This window comes from Paenibacillus sp. MER TA 81-3 (assembly GCF_023713585.1).
In the GTDB taxonomy this organism is placed as follows: Bacteria; Bacillota; Bacilli; order Paenibacillales; family Paenibacillaceae; genus Paenibacillus_B; species Paenibacillus_B profundus.
Map to the genome: position 1 here is coordinate 21,688 of NZ_JAMAWB010000012.1, position 19,288 is coordinate 40,975.

The 19,288-nt window shown below is 55.4% G+C and carries 1 protein-coding gene; it reads left to right on the forward strand.

What is annotated here, in order from left to right:
* Nucleotides 1-32: 32 nt before the first annotated feature.
* Nucleotides 33-19,277 (forward strand): non-ribosomal peptide synthase/polyketide synthase, encoded by a 19,245-nt coding sequence (locus M3650_RS18215; RefSeq protein WP_251576818.1) that lies wholly within the window; start codon nucleotides 33-35, stop codon nucleotides 19,275-19,277.
* The last annotated feature ends 11 nt before the right edge of the window (nucleotides 19,278-19,288 follow it).

Genomic DNA, 19,288 nt, shown 5'->3' on the forward strand with positions numbered 1-19,288 from the left:
GTTGTACCCCATTGAGAGAGGAGAAGATGAACTTGGCATTTGAAAAGGAAACCGATTTTTGGAATGCGCAATTCGATGCTGAAGATAGTCCTGCGATCCTGCCTTACTCCACAGCTTCAATCAGCGTTGCAGCTCGCGATCATTCCAATTCCATCAGACTATCTGCCGACGTATCACAACGAATTAGTCATATGAGCAGAGGTTCCCATCTGGCCGAATACATGATCTTACTAGCAGGCATCCAATGCTTGCTTTACAAATATACAGGTGAAGAGAGTGTCATCGTAGGCATGCCAATCGTTAGAAAGTCCAAGGACACACGGCGGCCTATCAACAATGTGGTGATTCTCAAAAATAAGCTAGGTGCAAACCGTACCTTTAAATCGTTGTTGACCGAATTGAAAACTACGCTTACCGCAGCAATCAATCATCAGAACATCCCTTTTCGGAAGATGACGGAGCATTTGCATTTAGAAGCTGTAAATGGAGTTCCTGTCGTAAATACGATGGTTTCCATGAAAGAAATACATACCGTTGAATTCAGTCAGAGTGTAGTCTCCGATATCCTATTCCAATTTGAATGGGAACAAGATGTGATTTCATTACATGTGACCTATAACGAAAATCGATACGATAAACCGTTCATTACGCAAATAATGAACCATGTTAACTCTTTATTTGCCGACGTTTTATATAACCCGGAAAGAGAGCTGCAAGACGTGAACCTGCTATCAGAGCAGGAGACAGCTCAGCTTCTTTATGAATTCAACGATACAGCAGCAGACTACCCGCAGGATAAGACGATACACCAATTGTTTGAAGAGCAGGAGGAACAAACTCCAGACGCGGTGGCGGTGCTATTCGAGGACAAACAGCTGACCTATGCGGAGCTGAATGCCGCTGCCAATCGCATTGCCCATCTCCTGCGGGAACGAGGAGTAGCACGGGGCACTTTGGTTGGCATATGTGTAGAGAGATCGCTGGAGATGGTGATTGGACTGCTGGGGATCCTCAAAGCAGGCGGGGCATACGTTCCGCTCGATCCTTCCTATCCGCAAGAACGGATTAACGCCATGCTGGAAGATACGGCAATCAGCGTGCTGCTCACGCAGGCGCATTTGCAGACAAGCATGCCGAACAGCATCGATTCCGTCTTGCTCGATACAGCGGCAGAGTCAGCTCTGGAAGGAAGCTGGCCGAACTTGACGGATGCGGCAGGGACCGCGGACGATGTGGCCTACATCATCTATACGTCCGGGTCGACGGGAATTCCGAAAGGAGTCTGCGTCACGCATCGAGGGGTGGTCCGGCTCGTTGCCGCTGCCAATTATGTGGACATCAGCAGCAAGGACGTATTTCTGCAAGGCTCGACGATATCGTTCGATGCGGCAACGTTCGAGATTTGGGGCAGCTTGCTGAATGGAGCTGCGCTGGCCATTTTGCCTCCGGGAAATGTTTCGTTGACCGAATGGACAGAGGCCATTCAACAGCATCAAGTGACGATCCTGTGGTTAACGGCGGGACTCTTCCACGTGATGGTCGAGAACCAACTCCAAGCCTTGCAAGGAGTCCAGCAATTATTGGTGGGAGGAGACGTCGTCTCGAAGACCCATGCCAAAAAAGTGCTGGAGCAGTATCAGGACATTCGTCTGGTCAATGGGTACGGTCCAACGGAAAATACGACCTTCACCTGCTGCCACGAGATTTCCGCAGCCGATACGGAGCGGCTCTCCATTCCGATCGGACGTCCGATCGCCAATACTCAAGTGTACGTGCTGGATGAAGCAGGCAAGCTGCTTCCGGTAGGAGTGGTCGGCGAATTGTACACCGGAGGAGATGGACTGGCCCGAGGTTACTTGAATCGTCCGGAGCTGACGGCTGAGAAGTTCGTAGACAGCCCCTTCGTGCCGGGAACACGGCTCTACCGCACAGGCGATCTGGCGAGATGGCTGCCGGATGGAACGATCGAATACGTGGGACGAATCGATGATCAAGTGAAAATTAGCGGTTACCGGATTGAGCTTGGCGAGGTGGAAGCGCATCTGTTGAAAGTGGAATCGGTGCTGGACGCAATCGTAATCGCGCGGCAAGACGAAAGCGGCCAGAAGATGTTGTGCGCGTACTATACCGCGAATGCAGAGCTGATGGCGGGTGATCTGCGGGCAGCGCTGTCGCAAGACTTGCCGGCCTATATGATCCCGACACACTTGGTGCAGGTCGATCAGATGCCGCTGACGCCGAACGGAAAGGTCGATCGCAGAGCGCTGCCGGAGCCGGAAGGCCTCATCATGACCGGAAAAGAGCATGTCGCGCCGCGGACGCCGCTGGAGTCCAAGCTGGCGCATCTGTGGCAAGAGGTGCTCGGACTTGAGAAAGTCAGCGTGAAGGACAGTTTCTTCGAGATTGGCGGACACTCTTTGCGTGCGACGACGCTCGCAAGCAAGCTGCACAAGGAGCTGCATGTCAGTCTGCCGCTGCGGGACATCTTCCGCCATCCGACCATTGAAGAGCTGGCGTGCCTCATTGACGGGATGGAACGGCAGGAATACAGACAGATTCCGCTGCTGGATGAAAGGGATTGGTACCCGGTATCTTCGGCGCAAAAGAGGCTGTACATTTTGCATCAGCTGGAAGGGGCGGAGCAGAGCTACAACATGCCGGGGATGATGCTCCTCGAAGGGCAGCTTGACCGGAATCGGTTCGAGGAGGCGTTCCGCAGCTTGATCGGGCGCCACGAAACGCTGCGCACCGGCTTTGAGATGGTGAATGGCGAACCGGTGCAGCGTATATGCCGCGAAGTGAATTTCTCGGTGGAGATGATGCAGGCGAGCGAAGGGGAAGCCGATGCCGCCATCCGTTCCTTTATTCGCCCGTTCGATCTGGAGAAGCCGCCGCTCCTCCGAGTGGGGCTGATCGAGTTAAGCCAGGATCGGCATATTCTGATGTACGACATGCATCATATTATCTCCGACGGCGTGTCGATGGAAATTGTGGTGGAGGAGTTCGTCCGCTTGTACGGCGGCGAGAAACTGCCGCCGCTGCGCATTCAGTATAAGGATTATGCCGCGTGGCAGCAGTCCGAGCCGCAGCAGGAGCTCATGAAGCAGCAGGAGAGTTATTGGTTGCAGGCGCTTGGCGGAGAGCTTCCGGTGCTGGAACTGCCGGCGGATTATGCTCGTCCTTCCGTCCAGAGCTACGAAGGGGATACCTTCGAATTCGCGATCGATCCTCGGCTAAGCGAAGCGCTGCGCCGGATTGCGGCAGAGAGCGGAACGACATTGTACATGGTGCTGCTTGCTGCCTATACGATTCTGCTTCAGAAGTATACAGGCCAGGAAGACATTATCGTGGGAACGCCGAATGCGGGCAGAACGCACGGTGATTTGCAGCCGCTTATCGGCATGTTCGTCAATACGCTGGCGATCCGCAATTATCCGGCAGGCTCGAAGACGTTCCTGGAATATTTGGAGCAGGTCAAAGAAACGAGCTTGGGCGCCTTCGAGAATCAGGATTACCCGTTCGAAGAGCTGGTGGAAAAGCTGCAGGTCACGCGAGATTTGAGCCGCAATCCGCTGTTCGATACGATGTTTTCTTTGCACAATATGGACAGCAAGGATCTGGAGCTCGCAGGGCTTCGCTTGAAGCCGTACCCAGCTGAATACAAGGTGGCAAAATTCGACCTGAGCCTGGACGTGGCGGAAGGCGCGGAAGGGATGGCATGCAGTCTGGAATACGCCACGGCGCTATACCGACCGGAATCGATTGAAAGAATGGCGAAGCACTTCGGCCAGCTGCTTGAGGCCGTTGCGCAAGAGCCTGAGGCGCGGCTTTCTTCGCTCGGCATGCTCACAGAGGAGGAGAAGGCTCAGATTCAGCATGTGTTCAACGATGCGGAGGCAGGGCGTTCGCAGCAGAAGACGGTGCCGGAATTGTTCGAGGAGCAGGTGGAGCGTACGCCGGATCGGATTGCGGTCGTGCATGAAGACAAGCAGTTGACGTACCGGGAGCTGAACGAACGGGCGAACCGGCTGGCGCGCACGCTGCGGGCCGAGGACGTGAAGCCCGAACAGTTGGTCGGCATCATGGCCGATCGCTCGCTGGACATGATCGTGGGCATTATGGCCATCTTGAAATCCGGCGGCGCCTATGTGCCAATCGATCCGAAATATCCGGAGGATCGGATTCACTATATGCTGGACGATTCGAACGCGCAAGTGCTGTTGGCCCAGCGGCATCTGCAAGCGCGGGCCGCATTCTCCGGCAGAAGGATCATGCTGGATGAAGAAGCGTTCTACGACGCGGACGGTTCCAACCTGGAACGGGTGAATCAGCCGGAGCACCTGAGCTATGTCATCTATACCTCGGGAACGACGGGCAAGCCGAAAGGGGTCATGATCGAGCACAGACAGATGGCAGTCTTGTCGGCCGCGTGGGAAAGCGAATACGGCTTGCGGGAAGAGAGCATGCGCTGGATGCAGTGGGCAAGCTTTTCATTCGATGTCTTCTCGGGAGACCTGATCCGCGCGCTGCTGCATGGGGGTGAACTCATTTTATGTCCGGAAGAGTCCAGGGCGAACCCGGCCGAAATCTACGAGCTCATTCGCAAGCATCGGATTCAGATGTTCGATGTCACTCCGTCGCTCGCCATTCCGCTGATGGAATATGTATACGAGAACAAGCTGGACATCAGCAGTATGAAGCTGGCAGTCGTAGGGGCGGATCATTGCCCGAAGGAGGAATTCCAGAAGCTGCTGGAACGATTCGGTTCGCAAATGAGGATCGTCAACAGCTACGGGGTAACGGAGACGACCATCGATTCCTGCTACTTCGAGCAGGCGAGCACGGAAGGGCTGCGAACGGTGCCAATCGGCAAACCTCTGCCGGGTGTGACGATGTACATTCTGGATGATCAGCATTCTTTACTGCCGGTCGGGATAACGGGCGAGCTCTATATCGGCGGACCTTGTGTAGGCCGGGGGTATTGGAAGCGGCCGGACTTGACGGCGGAGAAATTCGTCGACAATCCATTCGCTCCGGGCGAGCGAATGTACCGGACAGGCGACTTGGCCCGGTGGCTGCCAGACGGCAACGTCGAATATTTGGGGCGGATCGATCATCAAGTGAAGATCCGGGGCTACCGGATCGAGATTGGCGAAGTGGAGTCCCAACTGCTGAAAACGCCGTTCATCCGTGAAGCGGTCGTCGTCGCGCGGGAAGACGCCGGCGGGCAGAAGTCATTGTGCGCATACTTCGTCGCCGAACGCGAGCTGACAGTGAGCGAGCTGCGGGGAGCATTGGCCGCAGAACTGCCGGGGTACATGATTCCATCGTACTTCGTCCAGTTGAAGCAGCTGCCGTTGACGCCGAACGGAAAAATCGACCGTAAAGCGCTGCCGGCTCCGGAAGGAGGCGCGCATACCGGAACTGACTATGTCGCGCCGCGAACCGAGGCGGAGAAGACACTGGCAGCCGTGTGGCAGGCTGTATTAGGCGCAGAGCGTGTTGGATTGATGGATCATTTCTTCGAGCTTGGAGGCGACTCCATCAAATCGATTCAAGTGTCTTCCCGGCTGCATCAGGCCGGCTACAAGCTGGAAATCCGGGATTTATTCAAATATCCGACCATCGCGGAGCTCAGTCCGCATATCCAGCCTGTCGGCAGAATGGCCGACCAAGGAGAAGTAAGCGGAGCGGTGCCGCTGACACCGATCCAACGCTGGTATTTCGGGCAGCAGCTCGCCGAGCCGCATCATTATAACCAATCGATCATGCTATATCGCAAAGAAGGCTACGACGAAGCCGCGCTACGCAAGACGCTGCAGAAAATCGTGGAGCATCACGATGCGCTGCGGACGGTGTTCCGCAAGACGGAGCAAGAATATGCCGCATGGAATCGCGAGATCAGGGAAGGCGAGCTCTATCGTCTGTATGTGGCGGACTTCACGCAGGTTGAAGCGTGTGATCAGGTGTTCGAAGCCGCAGCGAATGAAATACAGGGCGGCATCGATTTGCAGGCCGGCCCATTGGTGAGAGCCGGGCTGTTCCACGCCGCGGACGGTGATCATTTGCTCATCGTCATCCATCATGCGGTCGTTGACGGCGTTTCTTGGCGCATCCTGCTCGAAGATATCGCTGCAGGCTACGAACAAGCGCTCAAGGGCCAAGCGCTGCGTCTGCCTATCAAGACTGATTCTTACCGCACTTGGTCCGAACAGCTCGCCGAGTATGCGCGCAGTCCTCTCATGCAGCAGGAACGGTTGTATTGGCAGGGTATCGCGCAGACGGCAACGAAGCCTCTGCCCAAGGATTATGAAGCGGAATGCTCCGTACAGCAAGATAGTGAATCCGTGATTGTCCAATGGAGCCGAGAGAATACCGAACAACTATTGAAGCATGTCCATCGGGCATATAACACTGAAATGAACGATATCTTGCTGACGGCGTTGGGAATGGCCGTGCATAAATGGTGCGGTCACGACAAGGTGCTCGTAACGCTGGAAGGCCACGGCCGGGAGTCCATCATGGCGGATATTGACATTACGCGCACCGTCGGTTGGTTTACGAGCGAATATCCGGTGCTGCTCGAGATGGAAGCGGACAAGAGCTTGTCTTACCGCATCAAGAAGATGAAGGAAGACCTGCGGCGTATTCCGAACAAAGGCATCGGCTACGGCATCTGCCGCTATATGTCCGGGCTTCAGGATGAAGCCGACTGGGTAGGAGCGGAGCCGGATATCAGTTTCAATTACTTGGGACAGTTCGATCAGGACATGAAGAACAATGAGATGGAAGCATCTCCGCATTCAAGCGGCATGGAAGTGAGCCTTCAACTAGTCCGCAGCCATGCGCTGGACATTAATGGAATGGTTGCAGACGGTTCATTGTCGCTGGAGCTGAGTTACAGCCGGAAGGAATACCGCCAGGAGACAATTGAACAATTATCCAAATATTTATATGAAAGCTTGCAGGAGATCATCGTCCATTGCACGGCCAAAGAACGGCCGGAGGTGACGCCGAGCGATATCCTGCTGCAAGGATTGAGCGTCGAGGACTTGGAGCTAATAGCGAAGCAGACACAGCGCATCGGAGACATCGAGAATATGTATGCACTTACGCCGATGCAAAAGGGGATGTGGTTCCACAGCGCCATGGATCGGCATGCGGGCGCGTATTTTGAACAAACACGGTTCACTCTCCAGGGCGAACTCGATGTGGAGATTTTCGCCAATAGTTTGGATGCATTGGCTAAGCAACATGCCGTACTGCGGACGAACTTCTATAACGGCTGGAACGGCGAACTGCTGCAAATTGTCTTTAGAGACAAGCGGCTTGGATTCACTTATGAAGATGTGTGCGCTTTGCCGGAAGTTGAGCGAAAAGCACGTGTCGAGACTTTGAAACAAGAGGACCGTGTACGGGGATTCGATTTGGAGCAGGATGCGCTCATGCGCGTATCGGTGGTGCGCACAGCGGAAGAGAGCTACCAGGTGTTGTGGAGCACCCATCATATTCTGATGGATGGTTGGTGCTTGCCGCAGCTAACCCAGGAATGGTTCGACACGTACTCCGCTTTTGTCCAGAATCAGCATCTCGAGCGGACAACGGCAGCCTCGTACAGTCAATATATCGAGTGGTTGGAACAACAAGATGAGCAGGCGGCATCCGCGTACTGGACGAATTACCTGTCTGGTTATGACCAGCAAACGGTACTGCCGCAAGCGAAGGGACAAGGACGAAACGATGATTACGCCGCGAAGCATATCGTGTGCGAATTGGGCAAGACCTTGACCGGGCGGATGAGCCAGGTGGCCAAGCAGCATCAGGTGACGCTGAATACGTTAATTCAGGCGGCATGGGGCATTATTTTGCAGAAATACAATGGCACGGACGATGTGGTGTTCGGTGGGGTCGTGTCGGGCAGACCGGCGGAAATCCCAGGGATCGAATCGATGATCGGATTGTTCATCAACACGATTCCGGTGCGTGTTGCCTGCGAAGCGGAGACGAGCTTCTCCGAGGTGATGGGACGACTGCAGGAACAAGCATTGGAGTCTGGGCGGTACGATTATTATCCGCTGTATGAGATTCAAGCGCAGTGCGCGCAGAAGCAGGATCTCATCTCCCATCTTATGGTGTTCGAGAACTATCCGATGGCAGAACAGATGGAGCAAGCGGGAAGCGATGAGCGGGGCAGTCTGGCGATTGCCGATGTCGAGGTGGCGGAACAAACGAACTACGATTTCAACTTGATCGTCATGCCGGGTGACGAAATGGCGATTCGCTTGGAGTATAACGCCAACGTGTTCGACCGGGAGAGCATAGAGCAGCTGCAGGGTCATCTCGTGCATGTGCTTGAGCAGATTACGGCCAACCCGCACATGGCCGTGGGCGAGCTGGAACTGGCGACCGCCGGGGAGAAAACGCAGCTGATGCTTGCGTTCAACGCTACGGCAGCGGAGTATCCGCGGGAGAAGACGATCCATCAGATGTTCGAAGAACAGGCCGAACGAACCCCGGATGCGGCGGCGGTCCTGTTCGAGCAGGAACAGCTGACGTACCGGGAACTGAACGAACGCGCGAACCGCTTGGCTTGGACGTTACGGTCATTGGGAGTGCAGCCGAATCAGCTGGTCGGCATCATGGCTGAGCGTTCGCTGGAGATGATGGTTGGCATCATGGCGATTTTGAAAGCTGGCGGGGCGTATGTGCCGATTGCCGCGGATTCACCGGAAGAGCGCATCCGCTACTTGCTGGAGGATTCGGGAGCGCAGGTGCTTTTGCTTCAGAGCCGTGCGGGAGAGGACGTGTCCTTTGCAGGCCGCATCGTCAATCTGGATGAAGCAAGCTCCTATGCCGGCGACGGCGCGAATCCTGAACGGGTCAACCAGGCCAGCGATGCCGCTTATGTCATCTACACGTCGGGCACGACAGGCAGACCGAAGGGCGTTCTGGTGGAGCATGGTTCGGTCATTAACCGCTTGCTGTGGATGCAGAAACGGTACCCAATCGGTCCGAGCGATACGATTATGCAGAAGACGGCGATTACGTTTGACGTCTCTGTCTGGGAGCTGTTCTGGTGGGCGTTCGTAGGTTCCAAAGTGTGCCTGCTGCCGGTCGGCGGGGAAAAGAACCCGGCCGTCATACTGGATACGATCGAGCGGCAGCATATCAGCACGATGCATTTTGTGCCGTCCATGTTGAATGCCTTCCTTGAATATGTCGAGGAACAGCCGATCGCGGAACGGGAGCGCGGCCTCACTTCGCTGCGGCAGGTGTTCGCGAGCGGAGAGGCACTAACCGCTTCGCAGGCGGAGCGGTTCCAGAGCTGCATTGCGCCGGTGAATGGAGCGCGGCTTATCAACCTGTACGGGCCGACGGAAGCGACCGTGGATGTGACGTATTTTGATTGCGAGGCGGGGCAACCGTATACGAGTGTCCCGATTGGGAAGCCGATTGATAATACGCAAATTTATATCGTGAACCGGCAGAATCAACTGCAGCCTATCGGCGTAGCCGGAGAATTATGCATCGCGGGCGCAGGCTTGGCTCGAGGCTACTGGGAACGGCCGGAGCTGACGGCGGAGAAATTCGTGGAAATTCCTTTCAAGCCAGGCGAGCGGATGTACCGGACGGGCGACTTGGCCCGCTGGCTGCCGGATGGCAACATCGAATATTTAGGCCGGCTCGACCACCAAGTGAAAATTCGGGGCTATCGAATCGAGCTTGGCGAAATCGAGGCCCAACTGATGCAAATGACAGCCATCCGGGAAACGGTCGTCGTCGCGCGGGAGGAGGAGAGCGGTCAGAAGTCATTGTGCGCTTACTTCGCCGCAGACGGCGAGCTGATGGCGAGCGAGCTGAGAGCAGCGCTGTCCTCGGAATTGCCGGACTATATGATTCCGTCCTACTTCGTGCAGCTGGAGCGATTGCCGCTGTCGGCGAACGGGAAGATCGACCGCAGGGCGCTGCCGAGCCCGGAGGGAAGTGTGCATACCGGAACCGAATATGTCGCGCCGCGCACTGAGGTGGAGAAGACAATCGCAGCCGTATGGCAGGCGGTGCTGGGCATCGAGCGGGTCGGAACGAATGATCATTTCTTCGAGCTTGGCGGCGACTCCATCAAATCGATTCAAGTCGTTTCCCGGCTGCAGCAGGCCGGATACAAGCTGGAAATCCGGGAGTTGTTCAAATACCCGACCATCACGCAGTTAAGTCTACAGGCCCGGCCAGTCGCCAGAGTGGCTGATCAAGGAGAAGTGGCAGGGGAAATCCCTCTGACACCAATCTTAAGCTGGTTCATGGAACAGGAATTCGCGAATCCGCATCACTTCAACCAATCGATTATGCTGCACAGGCAGGAAGGGTTCGACGAAGCGGCGATTCGCAAAACGTTGCATAAAATCGTCGAGCACCACGACGCGCTGCGCATGGTCTTCCGCAAGACCGAACATGGCGGGTATAAGGCATGGAACCGTGGAATCAGCGAAGGCGATCTCTACAGTTTGGACGTGGCGGACTTCAAGGAAGATCCGGAGTGCGGCCGTTCGCTCGAAGCCAAGGCGAATGAGATTCAGAGCGGCATCGATCTGCAATCGGGTCCATTGGTGAAAGCGGGATTGTTCCACTGTGCAGACGGGGATCATCTATTGATCGTCATCCATCATTCCGTCATAGACGGCATCTCTTGGCGGATATTGCTTGAAGACATTGCAGATGGGTACGGGCAAGCGTTGAAGGGACAAGAGATTCGTCTTCCGGTCAAAACCGATAGCTACCGCATCTGGTCGGAGCAACTCGAAGCGTACGCGCACAGTTCTGCCTTGGAGAATGAACGGGCATACTGGCAGCGCATCGCGCAGATGGACGCCGAGCCTCTGCCTAAAGACTGGGACGCGGCATGCTTGTTGCAGCGCGAAAGCGAATCCGTGAACGTTCAATGGAGCAGGGAGGATACGGATCGTCTGCTCAAGCATGTTCACCGGGCGTACAACACGGAGATGAACGATATTTTGCTGGCGGCATTGGGAATGGCCGTGCACAAATGGTGCGGTCACGATCGGGTTCTGGTTACGCTCGAAGGTCACGGCAGGGAGTCCATCATGACCGATATCGACATTACGCGCACCGTGGGTTGGTTTACAAGCGAATATCCAGTTTTGATTGAAGCGGAGCCAGACAAGACTTTGTCTTATCGGATCAAGCAGGTGAAGGAGAATTTGCGCCGTATTCCGAACAAGGGCATCGGGTATGGTATCTGCCGATATTTATCGTCTGCGCAAGAACCTGCATGGACGGAAGCGTTCACGCCTGAACTTCGCTTCAACTATTTGGGACAGTTCGATCAGGATCTGCAAGGCAACGAGCTGGAACTATCATCTTATTCAAGCGGTTCGGATATGAGCGACGAACAGGCGCGCAATTACAGTTTGGATATTAGCGGAATGATCGTGGATGGCTTGCTATCGCTGGACGTGAGCTACAGCGGCAAGGAATATCGCAAGGAAACCATCGAAGAGTTGGCCGGATGTCTGCGGGCGAGCCTGCAGGAGATCATTGACCATTGCGCAGCAAAGGAACGGCCTGAATTAACGCCGAGCGATGTCTTGCTGCAAGGATTGAGCGTGGAGGAGCTTGATCGGATCGCGGAACAAACGCGGCGCAACGGCGAAATCGAAAATATTTATACGCTGACGCCAATGCAGAAAGGCATGTGGTTCCACAGCGCAATGGACCGGCAGTCGGGGGCGTATCATGAACAGACTCGATTTACGATAGAAGGTGAGCTCGATACAGATGTCTTCGTCAAGAGCTTGGACGCATTGGCGAACAATCACGCCGTGCTGCGAACGAACTTTCTGAGCGGCTGGAGTGGCGAACCGCTGCAAGTCGTGTTCCGCGATAAGCGAATTGGATTCGCTTATGCAGATTTGCGGGAGCTGCAAGCAGCGGATCGGAACAGATGCATCGAAAAATCGGCAGCTGAGGATCATGCTCGCGGATTCGATCTGGAGCAGGATGCGCTGATGCGCGTAATGGTCATGCGTACGGGAGAAACAAGTTATCAAGTGATCTGGAGCTCGCATCATATTTTGATGGACGGCTGGTGCTTGCCGCAGCTTGCCAAAGAGCTATTTGACACGTACTCCGTCCACTTGCATCAGTACCACCCTGAGCAGACGACATCGGTACCGGCGTACAGTCAATATATCGAATGGCTGGAGCAGCAAGATGAAGCAGCGGCCTCCGCATATTGGAGCGAATATCTCGCTGGATATGATCAGCAAGCGGCATTGCCGCAACAGACGGCGCAAGGCCCGGGCGAAGAATACGTTGCCGAGAAGCTGACCTGCGAATTAGGCAAAACCTTGAGCGGACACATGGGCAGGGTGGCTAGACAGCATCAGGTCACCTTGAATACGCTGCTGCAAGCGGCATGGGGGATCATTCTGCAGAAATACAACGGAACCCGTGACGCGGTGTTCGGCAGCGTCGTATCCGGCAGACCGGCGGAAATTCCGGGAATCGAAGCGATGATTGGGTTATTCATCAACACGATACCGGTCCGGGTCAGCTGCGAGGCGAAGACGAGCTTCGCGGAAGTGATGGGGCGGCTGCAAGAGCAGGCGTTAGAATCTGGTAAGTACGACTATTATCCGTTGTATGAAATTCAGGCCCGCTGTTCGCAAAAGCAAGATTTAATCTCGCAGATTATGGTGTTCGAGAACTACCCGATGGATGAACAGATGGAGCAAGCAGGCAACGACGATCAGGGAATGCTGGCGATAACGAACGTCGAAGTGGCCGAGCAAACGAACTATGATTTCAACTTCATCGTCGTGCCAGGAGAAGAAATTATTATTAACTTCGATTACAATGCGCGCGTTTTTGATCGGACGAGCATGGAGCGGTTGCAAGGTCATCTGGTGAATGTTCTGGAACAAATCGCGGCCAACCCGCAAGTGACCGTAGGGGAACTTGAGCTGGCGACCGAGGCGGAGCAAGCGGAGATTACCACCGTATTCAATAATGCGCGAACGGAATATCCGCGGGATAAGACGATTCACCGCTTATTCGAGGAGCAGGCGGAACGAACCCCTGATGCGATTGCCGTCGTGTATGAGAATAGTCAGTTGACATACCGTGAATTGAACGAACGGGCGAACCGGTTGGCTAGGACGCTGAGAGCCGAGGGTGCAGGGGCTGACCGTTTGGTGGGTCTGATGGTTGAACGTTCCCTAGACATGATGGTGGGGATAATAGCGATTTTGAAGTCTGGAGGGGCGTACGTGCCAATCGACCCGGAATATCCGGAAGAGCGAATCCGTTACATGCTCGAGGACTCCGGGACGCAAATCATCGTAGCGCAGCGTCATCTGCAAGAGCGAATTCCGGGGGCAGGCACACGCGTCATCTTAGATGATGAGCTCTCTTATAGCAGCGATAGCACGAATCTGGATCTGAACAACGGTCCTGCCGACTTGGCATATGTCATATACACGTCGGGCACGACGGGCAAACCGAAAGGGAATTTGACGATGCACCGCAATATCGTGCGAGTCGTTCAAGGCGCTGACTATATCGAGATTGGGGAGCAGGACAATGTGCTGCAGCTATCCAGCTATGCCTTCGACGGATCGACATTCGATATGTACGGAGCTTTGCTGAACGGAGCCAGACTCGTTCTTATTCCGCAAGAGACCTTGTTGGATGTAGAACGGCTCGCAGAGCTAATTGAACGCGAGCGCATCTCCGTCATGTTCATTACTACCGCGTTCTTCAATGTGCTCGTTGATGTGAAGGCTGACTGCCTGCGCCATATTCGCGCCATTTTGTTCGGCGGAGAGCGCGTTTCCGTCAGCCATGTCCGCAAAGCGCTTCGTCATTTGGGACCAGGCAAAATCAAGCATGTTTACGGTCCGACGGAGAGTACGGTTTTTGCCACTTGTCACGACGTGAATGAAGTGGCGGCGGATGCCCTCAATGTTCCGATTGGAAGCCCGATCAGCAACACAACGATTTACATCGTCAACGAAGAGAACGGCTTGCAGCCGATTGGGGTGGCTGGAGAATTGTGCGTAGCCGGAGACGGGCTCGCGCGGGGCTACTTGAACCGTCCGGAATTGACGGCGGAGAAGTTCGTGGACAACCCGTTCGTTCCGGGTGAGCGGATGTACCGGACAGGCGACTTGGCAAGATGGCTGCCGGATGGAAACATCGAGTATGTAGGCAGAATCGACCATCAGGTTAAAATACGCGGCTATCGCATTGAGTTAGGCGAAGTGGAGGCGCATCTGCTGAAAGTCCAGTCTGTCCTGGAAGGGACCGTGGTCGCCCGGGAAACCGGAAGCGGCGAGAAGCAACTGTGCGCATACTTTGTGGCGGAGAGCACGTTATCGGCTAGCGAGCTGCGCGGCGCTATGGCGCAACAATTGCCGGGATACATGATCCCGACCTATTTTGTCCAGCTGGAGCGGATGCCGCTGACGCCGAACGGCAAGGTTGACCAGAAAGAGCTGCCTGCGCCGGAAGAGCATGTGCAGACAGGCGCGGAATATATTGCGCCCCGCACGCCTCAGGAGGAGCAGTTGGCCCGAATCTGGCAGGAGGTGCTCGGACTGGAGAAGGTCGGCGTAAATGACAACTTCTTCGAGCTCGGTGGACACTCCTTGCGCGCCACTACGATGGCAAGCAAGCTGCATAAGGAGCTGAGCATCGAGCTGCCGCTGCGGGACGTATTTAAGCACCCGACCCTCGAAGCGATGGCCGAGCGCATTGCCGGATTGGGACAGCAGATGTACACGTCCATTCCGCTGGTCGAAGAGCAAGCGCATTATCCGCTATCCTCGGCCCAGAAGAGGTTGTATATTTTGCATCAGCTGGAAGGAGCGGAGCTTAGCTATAACATGCCGAACATGCTGCTGCTGGAGGGGGCGCTCGATCGGGAGCGGTTCGAAGCGGCGTTCCGCGAGCTGATTGCTCGGCACGAATCGTTCCGCACCGGCTTCGAAATGATTAACGGCGAACCGATGCAGCGGATATACGAGAATGTGGGCTTTGCGGTGGAGTATATGCAAGCAAGCGACAAAGAAGCCGAAGCAAGGCTGCGTCAATTCGTGCGCGCGTTCAAGCTTGAGGAGCCGCCGCTCCTGCGTGTAGGATTGATCGAATTGGCTCAGGAACGCCATATTCTGATGTTCGATATGCATCATATCGTTTCCGACGGCACTTCGATGGGAATTCTCATCAACGAATTCGTCCGCTTGTACGGCGGAGAAGAACTGCAGCCGCTGCGCATTCAGTACAAGGATTTTGCCGCATGGCAGCAATCCGACGCGCGGCAAGAGCAGATGAAGCAACAGGAAGCCTATTGGCTGCAGGCGCTTAGCGGAGAGCTGCCGGTGCTGGAAATGCCAACGGACCATGTACGGCCTGCTGTTCAGAGCTTCCGGGGAGATATACTGCAATTCGTTATCGGCCGGGACCAATGCGCTGCATTGCGGCAGATCGGTTCGGAGAGCGGCGCAACGTTGTATATGGTGCTATTGGCGGCCTATACAACACTGCTGCACAAATATACGGGCCAGGAAGACATCATCGTAGGCACGCCGATCGCAGGCAGAAACCATGGAGATGTGCAGCCGCTCATCGGGATGTTCGTCAACACACTGGCCATCCGCAATTATCCGATGGGCGAGAAGACATTCCATTCCTACTTGGAGGAAGTAAAAGACACGACCTTGGGCGCTTATGAAAACCAGAACTATCCGTTCGAGGATCTGGTGGAGAATGTGCAGGTCGCGCGGGATATGAGCCGGAATCCAATCTTTGATACGATGTTTATTTTGCAAAATGCGGAGCAGGGCGAGATGAATATCAACGGGTTGCATATTGAGAACTATCAGAGCGAGCATACCGTGTCGAAGTTTGACTTGACGTTCCAGGCCGAGGAAGCGGAAGAGGAGATCGCGTGCAGCATCGAATATGCTACCGAGCTATACGAGCGCGAGACGGTGGAACGGATGGCGGGCCACTTTGCGAAGCTAATCGATGCCGTGGCCGGAAACCCGAGTGCTAGTCTTGCTTCGCTGCAGATGGTGACTGCCGAAGAACAGGCTCAGATACAAAATATTTTCAACGCGACGGACATGGACTATCCGCGCGAGAAGACCATCCATCAGCTGTTCGAGGAGCAGGCGGACCGAACGCCGGATGCGCCAGCCGTCGCTTTCGGTGACGAGATGCTGACGTACCGGGAGCTGAACCGGAAGGCGAATCAGCTGGCTTGGGTGCTGAAGGACAGAGGGGTCGCATCAGAGCGGCCCGTAGGAATCATGGTCGAGCGTTCGAGCGCCATGGTCGTCGGCGTATTGGCTGTGCTCAAGGCGGGCGGAACGTTCGTCCCGATCGATCCGGAATATCCGGAGACGCGGATCCGTTACATGCTGGAGGACAGCGGCGCTAAGCTGACATTGACGGAGCAGGCCTGGTTCGAGGTAATTCCGGCCGAGGCGGAAAAGATAGATATTCACGATGCAGCCCTCTATCAAGGGCACGATGGGAACTTGCCGAATGAGAGCGTGCCTTCGAATCTGCTCTATATCATCTACACGTCCGGCACGACGGGCAATCCGAAGGGTGTCATGCTGGAACAGCGCAATTTGATCAATTTACTGCATTTCGAGCAGGCCGGAACGAGCATTCCGCTTCCATCTCGCATTTTGCAATATGCGTCGAACAGCTTCGATGTGTGCTATCAGGAGATGTTCTCTGCACTGCTGTTTGGGGGCTGCCTGTGCTTGATTCCGAACGATGCTCGCAAAGATCCGGCGCAATTGTTCACATGGATTCAGGACAACGAGATTGAGGTGCTGTATCTTCCGGTCGCGTTCCTGAAATTCATCTTCGCCGAGCCGGAATGGGCAGAACGCTTCCCAGGCTGTGTCAGACACATTATTACCGCTGGGGAGCAGCTCGTCGTCACGCCGCAGGTCCAAGCGTGCCTGCAGCGGCTTCGCATCAGCCTGCACAATCATTATGGCCCGTCGGAAACGCATGTGGTTACCGCTTATACGATGGAGCCGGACGATATCGCGGTCGGGCTGCCGCCAATCGGCGCGCCAATCGCGAACACGGCCATCTACATCTTGAACGGCAAGCTGGAACTTCAGCCGATTGGCATCGCCGGTGAGCTCTATGTATCAGGAGATAGCGTAGGGCGCGGATATTGGGGACGCCAAGAACTGACGGATGAGAAATTCATCGCTAACCCGTTCGCGCCGGGCGAGCGCATGTACAAGACGGGAGATGTGGCGCGGTGGTTGCCGGACGGCACCATCGAATATGTGGGCCGCGGCGACCACCAGGTGAAAATTCGCGGGTTCCGGATTGAGCTCGGAGAAGTGGAGTCGCAGCTCTTGAGCGTGGAATCCGTGCAGGAAGCGACCGTCATGGCCCGGGAAGATGACGGGGGACAGAAGCAGCTGTGCGCGTACTTCGTGGCGGAGCGGCCGCTGTCGGCGGCGGAGCTGAGAGGGGCCTTGTCTCAGGAGCTGCCGGGATACATGATTCCGTCGTACTTCGTGCAGCTGGACCGGCTGCCGTTGACGCCGAACGGAAAGATTGACCGCAGAGCGTTGCCAGAGCCGGAAGGCAGCTTGCATACCGGAGCGGAGTTCGTAGCTCCGCGCACGCCGCTGGAAGAGCAGCTGGCCCGAATCTGGCAAGATGTGCTGGGTCTGCCGGACGTTAGCGTGAAGGATAATTTCTTCGATTTGGGTGGACACTCCTTGCGCGCGACGACCTTGGCAAGCAAGGTGTTCAAGGAAATGCACGTCAATCTGCCGCTGCGGGATGTATTCCGGTGCCCGACGATTGAGGAGATGGCCGGGATGATAGCCGGGATGGAGAAGCAGGAGTATGCCGCGATCCCGTTGGCTGAGGAAAGTGACGTCTACCCGTTGTCATCCGCCCAGAAGCGGCTGTACATCGTGAGCCAGTTGGAAGGGGCAGATCTGAGCTACAACATGCCGGGAGTCGTGTCGCTCGAAGGAACGCTGGATCGCGAGCGCTTTGAATTGGCATTCTTGAAGCTGATTTCGCGGCATGAGACACTGCGCACCGGCTTCGACATGGTTGACGGGGAGCCGATACAGCGCGTGCACCGCAACGTGAAGTTTGTCGTTGAGCACCGTAAGGCGGCTACCGTGCAGGATGCTGAGCAGCTCATTCGCCGCTTCATCCGCACGTTTGATTTGCGGAAGCCGCCTCTGCTCCGTGTTGGGCTGGTGGAATTGGAACGAGAGCGTCATATTTTGATGTTCGACATGCATCACATTATTTCCGACGGTGCTTCCTTGGGGAATCTGGTCAGCGAGTTCGCACAGTTGTATGCGGGAGAGGAGCGGGCTCCGCTCCGCATTCAATACAAGGATTACGCGGTGTGGCAGCAGTCCGGAGTGCACAGCGAGCACATGAAACGTCTGGAAGCGTATTGGTTGGAGAAGCTGGCCGGGGAATTGCCGGTTGTCGAGCTGCCGACCGATTACGACCGGCCTGCCGTCCGCAGCTTCGAAGGAGCGCAGATCGAGTTCGAAGTCGACGCCGCTCTCACCCAACGGTTGAGCCAGCTTGCGTCGAATCGCGAGAGCACGCTATACATGGTTCTGTTGTCCGCATATACTGTGCTGCTCTCCAAATACAGCGGACAGGAAGACATCATCGTGGGAACTCCTGTCGCGGGAAGAGCGCATGCGGATTTGGAGCCGCTCATCGGGATGTTTGTCAACACATTGGCCATTCGCAATCATCTGGCAGGAGACAAGACCTTCCTGTCCTATCTGGAGGAAGTGAAGGAAACGGCCTTGGGCGCCTTCGAGCATCAAGATTATCCGTTCGAGGAACTGGTAGAACGCCTGAATGTGCAATGGGACGCAAACCGGAATCCGGTGTTCGACACGATGTTTGTCATGCAAAATACAGAGGACCATGAGGTGCGATTGGAAGCTCTAACCTTGTCTCCTTATGTGCTTGACAATCCGATCGATGCGAAATTCGATCTCACGCTGTTCGTTTCCGAAGACAATGATGTGATTAAGGGAGGCTTCCAATACGGCACCAAGTTGTTCAAGGCTGCCATGATTCATAAGATCATGAGAGACTTCCTGCTTGTGCTGGCTCAAATCGTCGAAGACCCCCACATTCGGTTACGCGATATCAAGTGCAATGAGCAATCCGTTAACAATCAGCGTTCTATTGAAACGATAGAGTTCGCATTCTAGACGATTTCAGA